This window comes from Sorangium sp. So ce385 (assembly GCF_051474135.1).
Classification (GTDB): Bacteria; Myxococcota_A; Polyangia; order Polyangiales; family Polyangiaceae; genus Sorangium; species Sorangium cellulosum_D.
The window spans coordinates 1,164,288-1,184,566 of sequence record NZ_CP150337.1 but is presented as its reverse complement, the minus strand read 5'-3'; the positions used below and the strand labels follow the sequence as shown (position 1 = coordinate 1,184,566).

Annotated in this window: 15 protein-coding genes and 1 tRNA gene; 9 read left to right on the top strand and 7 right to left on the bottom strand. The window is 73.2% G+C overall.

The genetic code is table 11. The features are described from left to right. Positions 1 to 8: 8 nt before the first annotated feature. Positions 9 to 2,354: a protein kinase domain-containing protein gene (locus WME83_RS04460; RefSeq protein ID WP_437318005.1), complete on the bottom strand. Its 2,346-nt coding sequence runs from the start codon at positions 2,352 to 2,354 to the stop codon at positions 9 to 11. After that, positions 2,354 to 3,613, bottom strand: coding sequence for a serine/threonine-protein kinase (locus WME83_RS04455; RefSeq protein ID WP_437318004.1), 1,260 nt, complete (start codon positions 3,611 to 3,613; stop codon positions 2,354 to 2,356). The genes WME83_RS04460 and WME83_RS04455 overlap by 1 nt, the downstream gene beginning before the upstream one ends. A gap of 301 nt (positions 3,614 to 3,914) precedes the next feature. Between WME83_RS04455 and WME83_RS04450 the strand changes: the two genes are divergently transcribed. From WME83_RS04450 to WME83_RS04425, 6 genes are all read left to right on the top strand, one after another. Then, the gene (locus WME83_RS04450) at positions 3,915 to 4,235 is read left to right on the top strand and encodes a hypothetical protein (RefSeq protein ID WP_437318003.1); all 321 of its coding nucleotides are present in this window, start codon (positions 3,915 to 3,917) and stop codon (positions 4,233 to 4,235) included. Between the two features lie 44 nt (positions 4,236 to 4,279). Further along, on the top strand, positions 4,280 to 4,921 hold the full coding sequence (locus tag WME83_RS04445; RefSeq protein ID WP_437318002.1) for a sigma-70 family RNA polymerase sigma factor: 642 nt from the start codon (positions 4,280 to 4,282) through the stop codon (positions 4,919 to 4,921). Positions 4,922 to 5,268: 347 nt separating this feature from the next. Next, on the top strand, positions 5,269 to 6,087 hold the full coding sequence (locus tag WME83_RS04440; RefSeq protein ID WP_437318001.1) for a hypothetical protein: 819 nt from the start codon (positions 5,269 to 5,271) through the stop codon (positions 6,085 to 6,087). A 782-nt stretch (positions 6,088 to 6,869) separates the two neighbouring features. Continuing rightward, positions 6,870 to 7,697 (top strand): electron transfer flavoprotein subunit beta/FixA family protein, encoded by an 828-nt coding sequence (locus WME83_RS04435; protein WP_129573104.1) that lies wholly within the window; start codon positions 6,870 to 6,872, stop codon positions 7,695 to 7,697. A gap of 72 nt (positions 7,698 to 7,769) precedes the next feature. Further along, on the top strand, positions 7,770 to 8,741 hold the full coding sequence (locus tag WME83_RS04430; RefSeq protein ID WP_437318000.1) for an electron transfer flavoprotein subunit alpha/FixB family protein: 972 nt from the start codon (positions 7,770 to 7,772) through the stop codon (positions 8,739 to 8,741). Positions 8,742 to 8,961: 220 nt separating this feature from the next. After that, positions 8,962 to 11,712, top strand: coding sequence for an ATP-binding protein (locus tag WME83_RS04425; RefSeq protein WP_437317999.1), 2,751 nt, complete (start codon positions 8,962 to 8,964; stop codon positions 11,710 to 11,712). A gap of 442 nt (positions 11,713 to 12,154) precedes the next feature. Here the strand turns inward: WME83_RS04425 and WME83_RS04420 are convergent. Further along, a tRNA-Pro gene (locus tag WME83_RS04420) sits at positions 12,155 to 12,228 on the bottom strand. Between the two features lie 525 nt (positions 12,229 to 12,753). Here WME83_RS04420 and WME83_RS04415 point away from each other — a divergent pair. After that, on the top strand, positions 12,754 to 13,362 hold the full coding sequence (locus tag WME83_RS04415) for a response regulator (protein WP_020732843.1): 609 nt from the start codon (positions 12,754 to 12,756) through the stop codon (positions 13,360 to 13,362). 48 nt (positions 13,363 to 13,410) lie between these two features. Here WME83_RS04415 and WME83_RS04410 read toward each other — a convergent pair whose 3' ends face one another. Continuing rightward, on the bottom strand, positions 13,411 to 14,085 hold the full coding sequence (locus WME83_RS04410; protein ID WP_437317998.1) for a TlpA family protein disulfide reductase: 675 nt from the start codon (positions 14,083 to 14,085) through the stop codon (positions 13,411 to 13,413). 64 nt (positions 14,086 to 14,149) lie between these two features. Between WME83_RS04410 and WME83_RS04405 the strand changes: the two genes are divergently transcribed. After that, a complete protein-coding gene (locus WME83_RS04405; RefSeq protein WP_437317997.1) occupies positions 14,150 to 15,397 on the top strand; it encodes a chorismate-binding protein in 1,248 nt (415 codons plus the stop codon). 22 nt (positions 15,398 to 15,419) lie between these two features. Here the strand turns inward: WME83_RS04405 and WME83_RS04400 are convergent, their stop codons facing one another. The 3 genes from WME83_RS04400 to WME83_RS04390 all read right to left on the bottom strand — a co-directional run bounded on the left by WME83_RS04400 (position 15,420) and on the right by WME83_RS04390 (position 19,192). Beyond that, the gene (locus tag WME83_RS04400; protein ID WP_437317996.1) at positions 15,420 to 16,844 is read right to left on the bottom strand and encodes a serine/threonine-protein kinase; all 1,425 of its coding nucleotides are present in this window, start codon (positions 16,842 to 16,844) and stop codon (positions 15,420 to 15,422) included. Positions 16,845 to 17,004: 160 nt separating this feature from the next. Next, positions 17,005 to 18,156: an AgmX/PglI C-terminal domain-containing protein gene (locus WME83_RS04395; RefSeq protein WP_437317995.1), complete on the bottom strand. Its 1,152-nt coding sequence runs from the start codon at positions 18,154 to 18,156 to the stop codon at positions 17,005 to 17,007. Between the two features lie 73 nt (positions 18,157 to 18,229). Next, complete coding sequence (locus WME83_RS04390; RefSeq protein ID WP_437317994.1) at positions 18,230 to 19,192, bottom strand: DnaJ C-terminal domain-containing protein; 963 nt, start codon at positions 19,190 to 19,192, stop codon at positions 18,230 to 18,232. Positions 19,193 to 19,472: 280 nt separating this feature from the next. On the opposite strand from WME83_RS04390, the gene WME83_RS04385 reads away from it, so the two are divergent. Beyond that, positions 19,473 to 20,255: a rhomboid family intramembrane serine protease gene (locus WME83_RS04385; RefSeq protein ID WP_437317993.1), complete on the top strand. Its 783-nt coding sequence runs from the start codon at positions 19,473 to 19,475 to the stop codon at positions 20,253 to 20,255. The last annotated feature ends 24 nt before the right edge of the window (positions 20,256 to 20,279 follow it).

Here is a 20,279-nt window from a genome sequence, read left to right as displayed (position 1 = left end):
CTCAGCGACTAGAACGGCCTGCACCCCGCCGACTCGCACGGGCCTTTTCGCTTCGCGCCCCCTGCATCCGCAGGCGCCGCCTTCGGCCCCGGCGCCGCCTTCTTCTTCTCCTCCGACAGCACCCGCAGAAACGACGGCTTCTGCCGCTTCGGCATCGGATAGACGTCGTCGTCGTCCTCCGTCTCCGCCGGCGCCGTCCTGACCGGCGACGCCTTCACCGGCGGCGGCTCGCTCGCCGGCGGTTGCTCCTTCGCAGGAGGAGCCTCCGCTTGCGCCACCGTCTCGGCCTTCGCCGGTGCTCCGGGCTCCGCGGCCCCCTCGGCCGTGCTCACCGCCGCCGCGCTCGCCGTCGCCTCCGGCGCGGGTGCCGCGGGGACCGCCACCGGCGCTGGCTCGGCGGCGCTCGCCGCCGGCGCCGCGCTCGCCGACACGCTCCCGGCCGGCGCCGCGGAAGCCGCCGGCTCTCCCTGCGCCCCCTCCGGCGCGGCGCCGCTCATCGCTCGGATCCCCAGCGCCGCTCCGACGCCCACCACCGTCATCACCAGCGCCAACAGCGGCGCCAGCACATACACGCGCGTCGCTCGCCGCGGCTGCACGAGCATCGCCGCCGGCGTCCTCGGCGCCTCTCTCTGCAACGACCCAGGCGCTTGCGCGCTCGGCGCCGTCACCGAGCTCGGCGCCGCAGGCGGTCCCGCGACCAGCGGCGGCAGCGATGCCGCCCGCGGCATCTCGATCATCGACAACGGCGGCGTCGCGTACTGCGCCGCGACCTCCCGCTGCTGCGGCATCGCCTGCGGCGACGTCGTCTCCGGCAGCGGCGCCGGTGCGGCTCGTTGCGTCTCCGTCACCGGCAACGGCGGCGGCACGTGCCGCTCCGCGAGCGCCCGCAGCTGTGGCGTCACATACAGCGACGTGACCTCCCGCGGCTGCTGCGTCGGCACCGCCCGCTGCGCTCCCACCTCGAGCTGCGCCGCCGCCGGGTACTGCGCCGCAGCTCGCGGCAGCCCCGGCGCCCCTCCTCGCGCCGCCGCCCTCTCCGCCCACGCCCCCGCCAGCACCGCCGTCGCCTCCCGCGGCGCCGCGCTCCCGCGCACCCCCGCGCCCCCGCGCATCTGCAGCGGCGCCAGCGTCGGCGGCAGCGGCTCCGTATACCCCACCCCCCGCCCGCGCGGCACGCGCGCCGGCTCCCGCGACGCCGGCGCGAACGGCAGCGGGCTCGCCGGCGCCACGAACTGCTCCAGCGGCGCCGTCTCCCCGTGCACCACCCGCCGCCCGCTCGCCTTCTCGCTCTCGCTCCCCCGCTCCATCCCGCCCCCCTCTCTCCCGCCCTCGCCGCGCTCCTCCCCCGCCACCGGCGCGCTGTCCTCCATCTCCACCCCGGCGAACGCCGCCTGCCGCTCCGCCCTCATCCGCTCCTGCGCCAGCCGCTGCGCCAGCACGTGCCCCGCCGGCACCGTGTCCCGGAGCAGCCCCCGCAGGTCCCGCGCCACCTCGTCGAACCTCGGATACCGCTCCTCACGGTCGATCGCGATGCAGCGCGCCACCACCGGCCACACGAACTCGGGGCAATCCGGCACGATCTCGTGCACAGGCTCAGGCGCTGCCACGAGGTGCCCCGTCAGCGTCTCCTCCGCCGTCGCCGCCTCGCTGTCGTCCAAGAACAGGTGCTTGCCCGTCAGCACCTCGTAAAAAATGGCCCCGAACGCATAAATATCCGTCCGACCGTCCGGCCTCGAACCCTCCCCGCGCTCCGCCTTCTTCGACGCCCCGTACAGCATCTTCACCTGCTCCGGCGAGATGTACCTCACCGTACCCACGTCCGGCAGGTCGTCCGTGTTCATTCCCCCATCGGCGAACTTCGCTATCCCGAAGTCCAGGAGCCACACGTGCCCCTTCGCGTCCCCCTTCGCCCCTACCATGATGTTCTCGGGCTTCAGGTCGCGGTGCCATATCCCCTTCGAGTGCACGAACGTCATCGCGTCCGCAACCTGCAGCATCACGTGCATCGCGCTCAAAAAATCCAGGCGGTAGATCTTGTTCAGCACCTTCCTCAGCGTCCGCCCCTCGAGGTAGTCCATCACGATGTACGCCACCTCGTCCGCCGACACCCCGGCCTTCCTCATCCTCACGATGTTCGGGTGCTTCAGCTTCGGATAGAACTTGCACTCCTGCCGGAACCGCCTCGCGAAGTCCTCTCTCCTCACGTGCCGTGGCGACATGCACTTGATCGCCACCACGTCGTCCGAGTACTCCTCCACCGCCTTGTACACTTCCCCCATCCCACCCGCGTCGATCACCTCCGTGATCCGGTAGTCCAGGAACACGTCCCCGGCCTTCAGCGCCTCACGCGCCATCACCACACCCCCAGGCCGTGCAGGAGCAGCGCCGCGATCAGCGAGAACACCACCGTGCTCGCCGCGGTCAGCGCCGCGAACAGCCGCGCGTCCACCCGCTCCGCCCCCCCCGCCGCGCCCGGTGCCACGCGCGCGCGAGCCCCCGCCCCGCCGGTGCCGTCCGGCGTCGCCTCGAACCACGCCCCGATCTCCGGCGTCCACGCTGCCCCCGCCTCCCCGCCGCCAGCCCTCGCCCCCTTCGATGCCCGCTCTGCCGCCGCCGACGACGCGGCCCGCTCCGCTGCGCCAGTCCCCGCCCCCGCGCTCCCTCCCGCCTCCCCCAGCGCCGCCGCGATCCGCCCCAGCTCCTCCGCGAACGCCTCGGCGCTCTGAAACCGCTCCTCCGGCCGCTTCGCCAGCGCCCTCAGCACCGCCCGGTCCAGCGCCGGCGGGATGGGCTGCGCGGCGCGCCGCGACGGAGCCGCCAGCGCTTCCAGCACGTGCGCGCGGAGCACCGCCAGCGCGTCGTCCAGGTGAGCGAACGGCCCGTGCCCCACGAGGAGCGTATACATCAGCAGCCCAACGGCATACACGTCCGCCCGCGCGTCGACCGGCTGGCATTGCGCCTGCTCCGGCGACGCCGTCCGCGGGGTCCCGACGAGCAATCCGGCCTCGGTCGGATACGCCGGCCCGTCCAGGGGAAAGGGCCGCTCCGCGCCCGGCTCGACGCCCCCGTCGAGCACCTTCGCGACCCCGAAGTCGAGCAGCTTTGCGACGCGGCCGCCGCCCGGCGCCGCCGACCCCGGCGCGCACAGGAACACGTTGTCGAGCTTCACATCGCGGTGCACGAGCCCGACCCGGTGCGCCGCCGCGAGCCCTGCCAGCACCTGCCGCACCAGATCGATCGCCTCGGCCACCGGCAACGCCCCCCGTTGCGCGAGCTCCTCCCCCAGCGTCCTGCCTTCGAGCCGCTCCATCACGAGGTAGGGCCGCCCCGCCGGCGTCCGTCCCAGGTCGAGGACCGCCACCACGTGCGGCGACGACACCGCCGCCAGCGCCTGCGCCTCGACCCGCAGCCGGTCGGCGAACCGCGGATCCCCGGCGAGCGCGCGGCGGACCAGCTTCACCACGACCCGCTTCCGGAGGGCGCGGTGCTCCGCCTCGATCACCTCCCCCATGCCCCCGCGCCCGAGCAGCCGCAGCGCCCGATACGGCGTTCCTTCCAGCTCGTCCCTCCCGCCGCGGGGAGGCCCTGCGCTGCCTGACGTGAGGCGTGCCACCGGCGTCGTCTCCTGAAGGGGAAATCACGAGCACGCGGCCGGTTCCGACAGAGAAAATGCACCGGCGCGGTCGATTGTTGAAAAGCAGCGTCGATTCACGTAGTTGCCTGGCCACGAACGCCCGCACATCCGCCCCCGGCCCGCGCCCGCCTCCGCCGCGCGCGCCCGGGCGGCGCAGAAAGCAGAGAAACGACGGGGGGCGTCGCTTTCCCTGTCCGAACCGGTCCACCGATGGTGATTTGAGAAGAGGAAGGACGAAGGGGCGCCGCGCCGCACGCGGGGTCCCGCCACGCGAGGCCCCATGACGCACGAAGCCCCCGAGCGCGACGACCTGGACAGGATGGGTGACGTCGATCCCCTCGTCGATGCCTGTGTCGCCGACGCGCTGGGCCCCTACCTCGGGGCGCTCTCGCCCGAGGAGATCGAGGACTACCGCAGGCTCCTCGAGGTCTTCCTCACGACGCACCCGGCGTCGATGCCGCTCTACGATCGCTTGCGGGCGAGGCCTCCTGTCCAGTCCGAGAGCGGCGAGGTGGCGCGCGAGGGCGCGGGCGCGGAAGGGGCGATGGCGACCCCATCGGCGCCGGAGCGCGGCGACGGGACCTTCGGTGGGCGGCGGTGACGGGCAGCCAGCGTCCGCCTCCCTCTCCTCCGGATCATGAGCGCGTGCTGGAGGCGCTCCCGATGGCGCGCCACGTGGCGCGGACGACCGCGCGGGTCTACGGCGTGCGGACGCGACAGGGCCTGGAGGACTGCGAGCAGACGGCGTATCAAGCGCTCCTCGAGGCGAGCCCCGGATACGACGCGGCGCGCGGCGTCCCGTTCGGCGTTTATGCCTGGAAGCGGGTGGCCGGCGCCGTCATCCGGCTGCTCACCCGCGAGGCGTCGTTCCGGCGCGCCGGCCTCGACGCCGCGCTCGACGCGGCCGAGTCGATGCGCGACGCGAGCGATCCGTTCGGCGACGACGACGCCGACGCCTTGAATCAGCTCAAGGACCAGTGTCGCGCGCTCGTCTTCGCGCGCTTCGTCGCCGGCGCCGGCGCGCGGCTCCGGGCGCACCCCGAGGACACGATGGCGCGCACCCAGGCCCTCGAGGCGCTCCGGACGGCGCTCCGCGGCCTCGACGAGCGGGAGGCGCGCCTCATCGAGCTCCGGTACTGGCAGGACCTCTCCTGGGCCAAGGTCGCCGCGGCGCTCGGCGTGCACGAGAAGTACGCGACGCGCATGGACGAGCAGCTGCGGAGGCGGCTCCGGGGCGATCTGCGGGCCAGCGAGGTCGATGAGCCGCCGCCGAGCGAGGGGGCCTGAGGAACTCACCACATCGAGCCGCCCTCGAGCCCTGGCACCAGGCTCGAGAGTCTCCTCATCATGCTTGGTCCTGAAGGTCCATCACCGCACGCCGCGTGGAAGCTCCAGACCAGGGCGTCAATGGGCGAGGGCACGGCCGGCCCGCGCCTCGCCCGCTCGACGTGACGGCGGCAGGAAGCCGGCGCCGGGCGTCCGGGGTTCACGCCGGCGGAAAAACTGCCGCCGTGATGGTGGCCAGGGCACGTTCGCGTCGGGCGAGCGGCCTTCCCAGACAGCGCTCGACCTGGGAGCCTGGCCGGTGGTGCATTCCCCGGCGATCGCCGCCGGAGGACAGCCAAGGAGGCACCATGGCGCTCAAAGACCTCTCTCCTCGTCAGATGGTTCAGATCACGGCCGCGTGGCTCGACCCGGAGCGCGAAAGGCCGCTCCTCGTGTCGCTGAAGCGGTGCGCCCCGCTCCTCGACGATATCGAGGCCGCGCACGACGGCATCTTGAAGTCGCACCGCCGGCAGAAGAAGGCGAACGACGAGCTCTCCGCGATCCAGCAAAAGCAGGTCGCGGCCGACCAGGTTCACGACCGCAAGGCCCGCGGCGCGCACGCGGTGCTCACCGGGTTCGCCGATCTCGCCGACGACCCCGAGGACGCGGCGATCTACCTCGAGATCCGCGATCAGCTCTTTGCGGATGGGCTCAAGTTCATCTCGGCGAGCTACAGCGATGAGGCGGGCGAGGTGAAGCTCGCGCGCGACCGGCTGACGCCGGAGTCGAAGGCGGCGCTCAGGGCGCTGCCGACGCCGGGTGGTAACCTGCTCAAGGCCGTGCAGGCGTGGTTCGCCGCGGGCGACGAGCTCGGCAAGCTCGACGCGCAGCGCATCCACCTGGAGGCGCAGGACAGGCCGGACACGGGCGACTCGCGCGGCGGGCAGATCCGGGCGCGCAACCGCTGGATCAAGGTGGTTCGCAGCGTGCTCCAGATGCTGGAGCTCGAGGAGGCCGACGCGGAGACGACGCGCCGGCTGCTGGCGCCGCTCGAGCGGGAGGCGGCCAAGGCCGAGCGCCGGCGCTCGAGCGGCAAGGACGAGGCTGAAGGCGGCGCGCCGACCGACGGGGGCGGCGCGGGGAAGCCCGCTATCGACGAGGAAGCGCCGGAGATCGGCGTGGATTGACGCGGCAGACGCCACCGCCAGGCCCTCGTGACGGACTCGATCCGTTACGGCGCCCCGCCGCCTGGCCCTCGTGACGGACTCGATCCGTTACGGCGCCCCGCCGCCTGGCCCTCGTGACGGACTCGATCCGTTACGCCCCCCCGCCGCCAGGCCCCTCGTGACGGACTCGATCCGTTACGGCGCCCCGCCGCCAGGGCCTCGTGACGGACTCGATCCGTTACGGCGCCCCGCCGCCAGGCCCCTCTCAACGGATCGCATCCGTTACGCCCCCCGCCGCCAGCCCCCCTCCAACGGATCGCATCCGTTACGCCCCCCGCCGCCAGCCCCCCTCCCCCTCCAACGGATCGCATCCGTTACGCCCCCCGCCACCAGCCCCCTCTCAACGGATCGCCTCCGTTACGCCCCCCGCCGCCAGCCCCCTCCAACGGATCGCATCCGTCACGCCCCCGTCCGCGATTCCCTCTCAACGGCCTCTGCCCGGCTCCATCACCCCTCCCCCGCCGCGAGCTCCCTCACGCCCTCACACCGGCTCACCCCCGGGCTCCCTCCCCACCGCGAGATTCCTCACAACGAGTCGCCTCCATCCCACAAGAACCGCCGCGTCTGCTTGACGCACCACGTCGGCGCTGCCATGACCGATTTCCTCCGCCTCGGGCGCGCTATTTCAGTCGGGCTCGCCGGATCCACGCTCGGGTCCGCCGGCCCGTCTGTCGTGTAGCGCGCCCCTGCCCGGGCGGACTACGCTCTGCGTTACCCCCACAGCCACAGGAGCCAACCGAGCCGTGAAGATCCTCGTTCCGCTCAAGCGCGTCGCCGATCCGGATAACGCGAACAAGGTGAAGATCCCTGCGTCAGGGGACAAAATCGAGACGACCGGGCTCGAGTGGAAACCGAACCCGTTCGACGAATACGCGCTCGAAGCAGCGCTGCGCCTGACCGAGGACGGCAAGGCGCCGAAGACGCGGGCAGGCGAGGTCGTCGTCGTCACCTTCGGACCCAAGGACACCGAGCAGACCCTCCGCGCCGCCCTCGCCACCGGCGCCGACCGGGCCATCCGCGTCGACGTCACCGACGACAAGCTCGACGGCGACCTCGTCGCCCGCGCCCTCAAGACGCTCGTCGAGCGCGAGAAGCCCGACGCCGTGGTCATGGGCAAGCAGGCCGTCGACGGCGACTCGAACCAGGTCGGCCAGATCCTCGCCGAGCTGCTCGACTGGCCGCTCGCCACCTTCGCCGCGACCCTCAAGGAAGAGAAGGGCGCCCTGCTCGTCGGCCGCGAGGTCGACGGCGGCGTCGCCACCCTCCGCGTGCGCCTGCCGGCCGTCGTCACGGTCGACCTCCGCATCGTCGCGCCGACCAGCGTCTACTCGATGAAGACCGCGCCCGCGTTCAAGTACAACGACGGCGTGCGCTTCGCGGCGCTCCCCGCCATCATGGCCGCCAAGAAGAAGCCCCTCGCCGAGGTGAAGCTCGCCGATCTCGCCGCCGACCAGGCGCTCAAGGTCCAGTACCACGCGTTCCAGCCGCCCCCGGCGCGCAAGGCGGGCATCAAGGTGAAGGACGTCGGTGAGCTCGTCACCCGCCTCAAGAACGAGGCGAAGGTCCTCTGACGGGACCCGAAGGGCAGATCCCCGCCCGCGCGGGGGTCAACCGACACCAGTTGAGGAGGTGCAGGAGGGATCATGGCTGACGTTCTCGTGGTGGCCGAGGCCGCCGAAGGAAAGCTGAAGAAGACGACGCACTCCGCGGTCACGTTCGCCAGGCAGGCGGCCGCGGCGCTCGGCGGGACGTACGCGATCCTCGTGATCGGCGACGCCCTCGGCGATGCAGCCGCCGAGGCGGCGACGCTCGGCGCGGCCAAGGTGCTCGTCGCCGAGTCGGGCGCGCTCAAGGACTACGTGGCCGAGCGCTACGTGCCGACCGTCGCGGCGGCCGCGAAGGGCTACGCGGTCGTCGTGGGCACCGCGAGCGCCTACGGCAAGGACCTGCTCCCGCGCGTGGCCGCGCGGCTCTCCGCCGGGTTCGCGAGCGACATCTCCGAGCTCGTCGCCGAAGGCGCGACGCTCAAGTACAAGCGCCCCATGTACGCCGGCAACGCGTACGGGATCTGCTCCGTCGCGACCCCGGTCCAGGTCGTGAGCGTCCGGCAGAGCGCGTTCGCCCCCGCCGAGCCCGCCGGGTCGAAGTCGCCGATCGAGCAGGTCGCGGTCGTCGCGCCGAGCGCCGCCGCGGAGCGCGTGGAGTTCGTCTCCTTCGACCAGGTGAAGAGCGAGCGCCCCGAGCTCACCGAGGCCAAGGTCGTCGTCTCCGGCGGCCGCGCCCTGAAGGAGCGGTTCAACGAGGTCCTCGACCCGCTCGCCGACGTCCTCGGCGCCGCCGTCGGCGCGAGCCGCGCCGCGTGCGACGCCGGCTACGCCGCCAGCGACCTGCAGGTCGGCCAGACGGGCAAGGTCGTCGCGCCGTCGCTCTACGTCGCCGTAGGCATCTCCGGCGCCATCCAGCACCTCGCCGGGATGAAGGGGTCGAAGGTCATCGTGGCCATCAACAAGGACGCCGACGCGCCGATCTTCCAGGTCGCCGACTACGGCCTGGTCGCCGACCTCTTCACGACCGTGCCCGAGCTCGTGAAGCAGATCCAGGCCGCCCGCGGCTGATCCAGGCGGCGCGCGCGGCGCGACGCCGAGAAGCCGACGGGCCGCGACCGGCCTGGCCGGGGCGCGCCGCGCCGCTCTGTAGAAAGCGGCCGCGGGCGTGCCCCGGCCCACCGGAAGAGTCCGTCCAGCGAGAAGTCCACGTACGGCAACGTAAATTCCGTGTCAGGTCGCCCGCATAGCATCTTGTTCGCGTCCGGCGGCCGTGGGATCCCTTGAACCCATGCCCGAACGTTCGGACATCCCGATCGTCACGGCCCTTGCGCAGGCGCGGGCATCGCTCCTCGAGGCCGCCGCGACCGCCGAGCAGCGCCGGCTCATCGGCCCGGCGGTCATGGAGATCGACCGCGCGATCGTGAGCCTCGACCCGGCCGCGAGCGCCTCGTTCGAGCTCACGCCGCTCGCCGCGTCGGTGCCGCCGATCGACACGGAGATCGAGACGCTGCGCCGCGAGGTCGAGCGGCTGCGCGCCATCACCCGGCACGAGCGCGGGCTGCTCGACGCGCTGCTGAGCGAGAGCCCGCACGGCATCATCGTCTCCGACGCGCAGGGCAAGCTGATCCTCCAGAACCGGGCGTCCGAGCGCATCTGGGCCGGCAGCTCCACCGCCGACAACGTCGAGGGGTGGGGGCGCTACCGCGCGTTCCACCCCGACGGCCGGCCGTTCGAGGGCGAGGACTGGTCGATGGCGCGGTGCCTCTCCAGCGGGGAGAGCGTGCCCGCCGAGGAGCTCCACTTCCAGCGCTTCGACGGCAGCCACGGGATGATGCTCGGGAGCTGCGCGCCGCTCATCTCGCCGGAGGGCGAGCTGCTCGGCGCCGTCTCCATCTTCGCCGACATCACCCAGTTCAAGCAGCTCGAGGCGGACCTGCGCGTCAGCAGGACGAAGTTCTCGACGACGCTGAAGAGCATCGGCGACGCGGTGATCTCGACCGACGGCTCGGGCCGGATCGACTTCATGAACGCCGTGGCCGAGACGCTGACCGGGTGGACGCTCGAGGAGGCGCGGGATCGCCGGCTGTCCGAGGTCTTCCGCGTCATCTCCGAGCAGACGCGCGACGACCTCGACAACCCGGTCACCGAGGTGCTGCGCCACGGCGGCATCATCGGGCTCGACGACACGACGCTGCTCCTGCGCAGGGACGGCTCGGAGCTCGCGATCGACTCGAGCGGGGCGCCGATCCGGAGCGACGAGGGCGAGCTCGTCGGGCTCGTGCTGGTCTTCCGCGACGTGACCGAGAAGCGGCTCGCCGACAAGCGGCGCTACTTCATCGGCGAGGCGAGCCGGCAGCTCGCGCTGTCCGGCCTCGAGTACGACACCACCCTGTCCAACGTCGCGCGCCTCGCGGTGCCGCACATCGCCGACGCGGCGGTGGTGGACATCGTCGAGCCCGACGGCTCGCTGAGCCGGCTCGCGGCCGTGCACGCGAGCAACGTGAAGCAGGCGCTCGGCAACGAGCTGTCGGCCCGCTACCCGAGCGACCCCGAGGTGCCGCGCGCGGTGCACGCGGTGCTCCGGTGCGGCACGTCGCTGCTGCTCCCGGAGGTCGACGGCGCGGCGGCGTGGCAGCGGGCCTCGTCGCCAGAGCCCGGCGGCGAGACGTGGTCCGGCGCGCACGATCCGGTCTACCCCGCGCTGCTCCGGGAGCTCGGCGTCCGCTCGGCGATGATCGTCCCGCTGCGCGCGCGCGGCCGGACGCGCGGCGCGATCACGCTGTTCTCGACCGAGTCGAGCCGGCGCTACGGCGTCGACGATCTCGCGCTCGCCGAGGAGCTCTGCAACTTCGCGGCGCTCGCGCTCGACAACGCGCAGCTCTACCGCGAGTCGCAGCAGGTCAACCGGGCGAAGGACGAGTTCCTCGCCACGCTCTCCCACGAGCTCCGGACGCCGCTCACCGCGATCCTCGGCTGGGCGCGCATGCTCCGGCAGGGCTCGCTGAAGCCGGACACGCACGTCCGCGCGCTCGAGGCGATCGAGCGCAACGGCACGCTCCAGGCGCAGCTCGTCGAGGATCTGCTGGACGCCTCGCGCATCATCACCGGCAAGCTGCGGCTCGACGTGATGCTCGTGGATCTGCCGCCGATCATCAACGCGGCCATCGACGCGGTCCGCCACGGCGCGGACGCGAAGGGGATCGAGCTCGCGGTGCAGCTCGACGCGGGCGCGGGGCCGATCTCGGGCGACCAGACGCGGCTGCAGCAGGTGGTGTGGAACCTCCTGTCGAACGCGATCAAGTTCACGCCGCGCGGCGGCAAGGTGTCGATCCAGCTCAGCAGGGTCGAGGGCCTGGCGCGCATCCAGGTGAGCGACACCGGCCAGGGCATCGTCCCGGAGTTCTTGCCGTACGTGTTCGACCGCTTCCGGCAGGCCGACAGCACGAGCACGCGGCCGCACAGCGGGCTCGGCCTCGGCCTCGCGATCGCGCGCCACCTGGTCGAGCTCCACGGCGGCACGGTGAAGGCGGAGAGCGGCGGCGAGGGCAAGGGCGCGACGTTCACGGTGGACATCCCGCTCGCGCCGCGGGGCGCGATCACGGCGCTCCGGAAGGCCGAGGGGCTGAGCAACCTGACGGCCGATTCGGAGCCGACGCTGCAGGGCGTGCGCGTGCTGATGGTCGACGACGAGCCGGACGCGCGGGAGCTCGTGACGACGGTGCTGGAGCGCAAGGGGGCGAGCATCACGGCGGTGGCGACGGTCGACGAGGCGCTGTCGGCGATCGCGCGCGAGAAGCCCGACGTGATCCTGAGCGATCTCGGGATGCCCGGGGAGGACGGCTACAGCCTGATCCGGCGGCTGCGCGCGCAGAGCCCCGAGCACGGCGGGCGCATCCCGGCGGCGGCGCTGACGGCGTACGCGAGCGCGCAGGACCGGACGCGGGCGCTGCTGGCGGGGTTCCAGTCGCACGTTCCCAAGCCGATCGAGGCGTCGGAGCTCGCGGCGGTGATCGCCAACCTGGCGGGGCGTACCGGATAGCCGGGGGCGGGGGCGAGGGCCTGCCGAGATGCCCGGCCCTCGGCGGGGGTGGTCGCCGCGCGGCGCACGGAGGGCTGAACTCGCCTGTGACGTCGCTCCTCAGGCTTCGCCGGAGGAGCGACGTCGCACAGGCTCAAACATCAGCCCTCCGTGCGCCGCGCGGCGACCACCCCCGCCGAGGGCCTACCGCATGGCTAGGAGCGCTCTCCGACGCGGGTGGGAGCCCGCAGCGGCAGCTCGTCAAGCGCGCTCAGGGGCGGGCCCGCAGGGGCCGCAGCGAGCGGCTGCGCAAGGGGGCCCAGCGGCGGCTCACAGAGGGCCACGGCGGTGGCTCGGCGGCTCGCTGAGGGCCATCGAGCGTCGCTCGCGGGCGACAGGGATACCAGCGAGGGCGACGGACGCCCTCGCTGCGATCGACCTGTTCGAATGTCGAAGAAAAGGGTCGGGGCGAGAGGATTTGAACCTCCGACTCCTCGGTCCCGAACCGAGTGCGCTACCAGGCTGCGCTACGCCCCGTACGCTGCCGCAAGAGCAACGCCCGCTGAACAGCGGGCGCGCAACATCGCTAAGAGCGGGCCGCTTGTCAAGACGAAATGATCCAGGGCGCCCCCGCCCCGACCCGCGCCCCCAGGAACGCCCGCCCGCCGCAGCACGGACAAACGGCGGAAAGTGCCCAGAAACACTCCTGTTTCCCGCCTCACCCGGCGCCCCGGACGTTTCACGAAGCCAAGAATCGAGGGAGCGCAAGAAAAAACTCCCGTCTACGACTTGCTCAGACCGTGTTAAAGTGTCACTGGAATCCCGATGTTGCCGAGAGGAAGCAAAGCGCGAGGGGCCTGTGGCGCCGGTCAGGGCCTCGCCCCCTGCTCGCGCAGCGTTGGGCAGGGGACCGCCGGTGCGGCCCCTTCCAGAACAGACCAGGGCGACCGGTTTCGGCGGTCGTGCGGGTGCGTGACACACGGGCGACCAGCTTCGGTCGGACGTGAGACAAAGGCGACCGGCTTCGGCGGTCCTACGACGGGTACGTGAGAGGAGGAACAGGTGGCAATTGAGCTTCCCGCTGTGCGCATTCTGATCGTCGACGACGACCGGGCGATCTGTGACTACATGCAGACGCTGCTCGAGCGCGACGGCTATCAGGTCAAGACGCTGGGCGATCCCACGACCGTGGAAGAGGAGGTCCGCGCGGGCGGCTACCACCTCATCATCCTCGACCTCATGATGCCGAAGCTCGACGGCATCGAGGTGCTCAAGCGCATCCGCAAGGTCGACAACGACATCGCCGTCGTCATCTTCACCGGCTTCCCCAACCTCGAGAGCGCCGTCGCGTCCATGAAGCTCGACGCGGTCGACTACATCAAGAAGCCGTTCAACGTCGACGAGTTCCGCGAGGTGCTCGCCCGCGTCATGCGCAAGAAGGGCCTCGCGCGGACGCCCGAAGAGCAGCTCCACCGCGTCATCGGCGACACGATCAGGAACCTCCGCAAGGACAAGGACCTGACGCTCAAGCAGATGGCGCGCCGCACGGGGCTCAGCGTGTCGCTGCTCTCGCAGATCGAGCGCGCCGAGTCGTCGGCGTCCATCTCGTCGCTCTACAAGATCGCGGTCGCCCTCGAGTCGCGCATCCAGGACCTCTTCGGCCACTACTGATCCGCGGCGGACACCGCCGCGCACGCGGGCGACCGGGCGGGCGCCGGCTCAGCGCCGCGCGCCGCGCTCGATCGCCGCGTCGAGCTTGTCGAGCTCGAGGCCCGCGAACGCGTCCAGGTGCGCGCCGGTCGTGTCGTAGACGATCACGTACGGCAGCTTCGAGACGTGCTTCAGGTAGCGCTGGGCGAGCGGGGTGCCCCAGTCGCCGATGTCGAGCTTGCGGTAGGCGACGTCCGGGCGAGCCTCGATCACCTTGGCCATGTGCGCGTCCAGCTTGCGGCACGGCAGGCACCAGCTCGCCGCGAAATCGATGACCGTGACCTTGCCCGGGACGACGTGGGCGCCGAGATCGGGGATGTCCGCGCCGCCCTCGGAGATCGTCCGAGCGTCCGCCCCCTCGGGGAAGGTCGCCCAGCCGAGGTACTGCCCCTTGCCGCCGCCGAGCACCGCCTCGAACCCCTCGTCGGCGGCGAGCTGCTTCACGGCGCCCGCGACGTCGAACGAGCTCGACGCGGTGACGGCGATCTCGGCGCGGCGCTTGTCGAACGTGGCCGCGTAGACGCCGGGGCGCTCGCGGAGATCGGCGACGAGCTCGGCGCCGCACGCCTCGCAGTCGATGTTCCGCAGCGAGACGACGGTGGTGCGGGCATCGGACGGGGCGGGCTGGGCGCCGCCGCAGGCAGCCAGGCAGAGGACCGACGAGAGGACGATCGCGCTTCGCACGGTGTTCCCGGGCAACCTTGGCCTCCTTCGCCGGACGGCGCAACGTCGTGTAGGCTCGGCGGCGATGAGCTCCGTCGTGACCCGCACCCTCCCGGCCGATCACATCACGCCGGTCCGCGCCTACGCCGCGCTCCGCGCCCACGCCCCGGGCCGATCGTCGTTCATGTTCGAGTCCGCCGTCTCCGGCGAGCGCTGGGGCCGCTACGCGATCCTGGGGTACCGGGCGCGCGCCGAGAGCCTGCTCCCGAGCGGGTTCGACCCGTTCGAGGCGCTGGCGGAGGGGCTCGCGGAGCCGGCGGCGCCGGGCTCGCCGCGCGACCTGGCCGCCCGCGTCTGCCGGTCGTGGGTCGGCTTCCTCTCGTACGATACGCTGCACCAGCTCATGGGCATCGAGCCGTGGCCCGAGGAGATGTACCTCGGGCGCGTGCTGAAGGACGCGACCGTGGTCGTGTTCGACAGCGTGGCGCAGACGATGACCATCGCCGGCCGATCGCAGGGCGCGGTGAACCGCTGCGCCTGGGAGATGACGCACGGGCCGGAGCAGCCGGGCCTGCCCGCGCTCGATCCGGAGGCGCTGCCGGAGCACCTCGAGACGCCGGTGACCGACGAGGGCTACGCGGCGAAGGTGGCGGCCGCGCGCGAGCGGATCGCGGCCGGCGAGGCGACGGAGGTGGTGCTCGCCCGCAAGTTCCGGTCACCGCTCCGGGGCGCGGATCCGTTCGATGTGTACCGCGCGCTGCGGCTGCTCGCGCCGTCGACGCACCTCTACTTCCTCGACTTCGCCGAGTCGCCGTTCGCGCCGGGGCTCACCATCGCGGGGACGTCGGGCGAGACGCTCGTGCGCGCCGAGCGCGATCCGTCGGCCGAGCCGCGCCCCGGGGACGCGTCGTTCGTCGAGGTGATGCGCGCCGCCTTCGCGGGCGGCAGCGCCGTCGGCCAGCCGGCAGCGCGCGCGAGCGCCATCAGCCGCAGCCTGGAGGCCGGCCCGCGGTGGGTCTACGGCGGCGCGGTGGGGTACTTCGGGCCGGAGGGCTCCGAGATCGCGCACACGCTCGGCGCCGTCTGGAGCGCGTTCGGGTACTTCGAGGTGATGACCGGCGCGCGCATCGGGAACGGAAGCGAGCCCCGCGCGGAAGCCGAGCGGACGCGCCGCGACGCGCGCGGCCCGCTGTCGGCCATCCGCGCGGCGCACGAGGCGCGCAAGGCGCACGACCTCGCGCAGGAAAAGAAGGCCGCCGCCGAGAAGGCCGCCGCCGAGAAGGATGCCGCCGAGAAGGATGCCGCGGGGGACGACGCGTCCCGGAGCGGCTGAAGCACGCGCGCGCCGCGCTCGCTCAGTCCGGCGCGAAGCCGTGGCGCACGCGCGCGGGCGCGGGCCCCGCCGAGGAGCCCGGCCGCGCCGGGCGCGGCGGCGCGGCGTGCGGCGGCGCAGCCGTGGCGGCGTGGGCGCTGCGCTGGGGAGAGGCGTGAGGGGCTCGCCGGAAGAGCGCGGACGAGGCCGCGGCGGGCAACGGCTCGGCGCGGCGCACCGCGAAGGAGGCCGAGAGCACCGCCGCCCTGGCGCCGCTGACGGCCATCGCCGGCGCGGGGCGATCCAGCCGAGCGCTCGTCGCGAGCGCCACCGCGCCGAGCAGCGCCACGAGGCCCGCCGGGAGGAGCCACGCGCCGCGCGCGGGCGGGCCGTCGAGCCCGCGCAGGACGTCGGCGCTCTCCGCGCTGAGCAGCGTGTCCGGGGCCGCCCGCTGGCCCGCGCTCGGCGGCTCGGGGTCGGGATCCGCCCGCGCAGCAGCGCCGGACGCGACCTCCGCGGACAGCGCGGCCAGCGGCCGCGCCGCGGCCGCCCACGGGGGGACGCGCGCCGGCGGGGGCGGACGCAGCACGCCCGACGAGGGAGGCGGCGCGAGATCCGCGATGCGGACGAGCGACTCCGCCATCTCCTCGATCGATCGAAAGCGCCGCGCCAGATCGCGCGCGAACGCCTTCTCGAAGAAGCCGTCCAGCGCAGCAGGCAGGCTCGGCACGAGCTGCGTCGCCGCAGGCGGCGGCGCGAGCAGGATCTTCGAGGCGACGACGCTGGCGATGTCGCCCGGAAACGGGAGCTGGCCGGTCACCGCGCGGAACAGGACCGCCGCCAGCGACCAGAGATCGGTCTGCGCATCGAGGGTACGTTCCGACCGGATCTGCTCGGGGCTGAGGTAGTGGAGCGAGCTCGCGCTCACCTCGGCCGCGACCTCGCCCACGAGCCGCGGCGCGACCGCCCTCGGGAGCCCGAGATCGAGCACCTTCACGACCTCCTCGCCGCCGTCCAGCGCGAGGAAGAGGCTCTCCGGCCGGAGGCCCTGGTGGAGGAGATCCGCCGCGTGGGCGCACCGCAGGGCCTCGCCGGCCTGCACGGCGATGCGCGCCGCCTCCTGCAGGGAGAGCCGGCTGCGCCGGACCAGGCGCGCCGCGAGATCCTCGCCGGAGAGCAGGTCCATGGCCAGGTAGACGACGTCGCCCTCGGCGCCGTGGTCGTGCACGCGCACCACGTGCCGCGACGAGAGCCCGGCGGCAGCGCGCACACAACGATCGATCCGGAGGAGCTCTCCCGTCGCGCCAGCGTCGGGGTGGAAGAGCTTCAGGGCGACGCGCCCCCCGAGCCGCAGCTCGCGCGCGACCCAGACCGAGCCTCGGTCGCGCGCTGGCCGCGCGCCTGGGCGCACGAGCTGCCTCTCCAGCAGATATTTCCCCCCAACGATGGTGCCCGGTGTGGTGTTCATATACCTGAGCCTCCTCCCCCACGGTAAAGTTGCACATCGACCTCGGGGCGCAATTTGTAGCGGCGCGAATCGATTGCGAAATCGCCTCGGCCGTGGATGCGCTGTGAGCGTTCGCACGGGGGGAGCGCACGGGGAGGGCCGCCCACGTCGGGCGCGGCCGTCAGGGGCCCTGCGGGTCGGGCGAAAAACGGAGCGGCACGACGAAGCGCAGGTCGCCGCCCTCCGGCGCCGGGAACGTGAGCGCGCGCGCGCGCCGGAGCACGCAGCGGGTGAGCCGTTCGTCCGGGAAGCGCGACTCGACCTCGAAGGCCTCGTCGACGGCGCCGCCGTCGGTCACGTGGAAGCGGATGGCGAGCCGGCCCCAGAGCGCCGGCGCGCCGGCGAGGGCCGCCTCGTAGCAGCTCCGAAACGCGGGCATGGCCTCGGCCACCGCGGCCTCGATCGCGTCGGGCCGGAGCTCGCCCGGGCCGGGAGCGAGGACGGACGGCGGAGGCTCGACCGGATCGTCGCCCGGGTAGACCTGCAGCGTGGCGACGACGGTCGAGCCGGCCTTGGCCCTGGGCAGCGGGAGCGACCGCGCGCGCGCGGCGAGGCACGAGACGACGTCCGGCGCGGAGAGCGTGGACGACGTCGCGCGCGCGCCCGTCACCTTGCCGGCGCGGCTCACCGTGAGCCGCACGGTGGTCTTGCCGTGCAGCGACGGATCCCTGTACGCGCGCAGCCGGTAGCACCCGTAGACGTGGACCCAGAGGTGCCGCCGGGCGATGCGCTCGACCTCGCGCGCCTTGAGCGGCCCCTTCACGCTGTCGATGTCCACGATGATCCGCGGCAGCGGGTGCCCCTCGGCCGCCGGCGGCGGCGCGGGCGGCTCTCCCCTGCCCCCGGCGTTCCAGCGATCCCGCTCCGCCGCCTCGGCCTGGCCGCGGGGCACCTGGTGCCGGCCGAGCTTGTAGGGCGGCTCGATCGCGATCGAGGGCCCCTGCGGCGCGGCCGCGCCAGCGGCGCCGCCCTCGCCGGACGCGGCGGGCGGGGCCGCGTCGGCGGCGCCCGCCGCGCCGAGCGCCGCCGACGCGGCGGGCGCGACCGCCGAGGGCGCGGGCGGCGCGGACGGCGCGGCCGCGCCGGACGCGGCGGTGGAAGCGGCGGCGGCCGCCGGCGCGCCCGCGGGCCGCGGCGGGCGCGCAGGCTGGACGGCGGCGGGCGCAGGGAGTCCGGCGGCGCGCGGCGACGGGCGCGGCGGCGCCGCGCACGCGGCGAGCGCGACGGCCGCCGCGAGGAGGGGCCGGGGATCGATCGCGAGCGGCAGCTTCATGGGAGGTCGACCTGGGAGCCGCGCCCGCGCGCGCGACCGCCGGGGCGGATCGCCGCGCGGCGGGGCGCTGCGCTCAGAACCGGAGATCGCCGCGAGGCGCCTCCACCTTGCCGTCGAGCAGCTCGATCGCCTTCGCCACCTCGGGGTCGTCGGCGGTCGGGACGTGCACCACGAACTTCACGTAGAGGTCCCCCGGCTCCTTGCCCTTGCGGGCGATGCCCTTGCCGCGCAGCCGGATGACCTGGCCGGTCTGGGTGCGCGCCGGGATCTTGAGCGTCACCTCGCCGTCGGGCGTGGGGATGCGGATCTTCTCGCCCCGGTAGGCCTCGCCCAGGGTGACGGGCACGTCGAGGTGGAGATCGTCGCCCTCGCGCTTGAAGAACGGGTGCGGCGTGACGTGGATGTTGAGCAGCAGATCGCCCGGCTCACCGCCGCCCATGCCCGGGCCGCCCTGGCCGCGGATGCGCAGGCGGCTCCCCTCGGCGGCCCCGGGCGGGACGCGCACGGTCACCGGCTCGGGCTCGCCTTCGCGCTGGAGCTGGAGCGTCGTGCCCCGCACCGCCGAGACGAAGTCGATGGTGAGGTCCTGCTCGACGTCGCTGCCGCGGCTGCGCATGGGCTGCCCGCGCCGGCCCGCGGCGCCGCGGCCGCGGCCGAAGAGATCGCCGAGGATGTCGCTGAGGTCGCCGGCGCCGCCGCCGGCGTTGCCGAAGATCTCCTGCACGTCGAAGTTGCCGGGCGCGCCGCGGCCCCCGCCGGCGGCCCGGGCGTTCGCGTAGCGACGGTAGGCGCGCGCGCGCTCGGCGTCGAAGTTCTGCGACAGGCTCTCCTCGCCGAACTCGTCGTAGAGCGCGCGCTTCGCCTTGTCGCTCAGCACCTCGTGCGCCTGGTTGATCTCCTTGAACTTCTGCTCGTTGGCCTTCCCCGGGCTCTTGTCCGGGTGGTACTTCATCGCGAGCTTGCGGAACGCCTTCTTGATGGTGTCCTCGTCCGCATCGCGCGAGACGCCGAGCACGGAGTAGAGATCACGAGCCATGGTCGTCCGTCGTCATTCTGGGCTGCAGGAGATGCAGGCGACGCGGGCCGCGAGGGGCCCGCATCGGGCGGAAACCTAGATCTGCCTGCCGTTTTCGTCCACTGGTGCTGAGGACGGCCGCGGCCGGGGAGCGCGCGCGGCGGACCTCGCCGCGCACCGGCGAGCCGAGCGGGGCAGGCGCCTCGGCCAGCGTGTCGCGGAGCCGCACCTCGGGCATGGCCCCCGGGTCTATCAAGGCCGGCGGATGCTGTCACCGGTCCGCGTGCTTAAGTAGATCGCGATGCTGCCCGTCCGAGACCAACTGCCCACCCGCAAGGTGCCGATCGTCAACTACCTGCTGATCGCGGCCAACGTCCTCGGCTTCTTCTGGATGCGGTCGATGATCGCGGCCGGGTTCCCGCCCGACCGGCTGCTCTCCCTGTGGGGCCTCGTCCCGGTGCAGCTGCTGACGGAGCCGACCGACACCTGGTGGACCGTCTTCAGCAGCATGTTCATGCACGACCCGACGGGGTGGGCCCACCTCGGCGGGAACATGCTGTTCCTCTGGATCTTCGGCGACAACGTCGAGGATGCGCTGGGCAGCCTCCGCTACGCGGCGTTCTATGTGCTGTCCGGGATCGCCGCCGCGGGCGCCCAGATCCTGATCGATCCCGGATCGATGATCCCCATGGTCGGCGCCTCGGGCGCCATCTCGGGCGTGCTGGCCGCGTACGCGTCGCTCTACCCGCGCTCGCCGATCACGGTGCTGAACCCGATCTTTCTCCTGTGGTTCATCTTCGGCCTGTTCCTGGAGCTCCCGGCGTGGCTGGTCATCCTCGAGTACTTCGTGGTGAACCTGCTGAACGGGCTCGGCTCCATCGGCATGCGCAGCGGCGGCGTCGCGTTCTTCGCGCACCTCGGGGGGTTCGTCGCCGGGCTCTTCCTCGTCCGCCTCTTCATGGTGGGGCGCTCCCCGCGCGAGCACGAGCGCTGGCAGCACTGGCGCGCGGCGCCCCGGCGCCCGGCAGCCCGCCGCCCCGCGCCGTGGGACGCGCCGCGGCGGCGTGACCCCTGGGGCTGGTAGCGCGGCGCGATCGCGGCGCTCGTG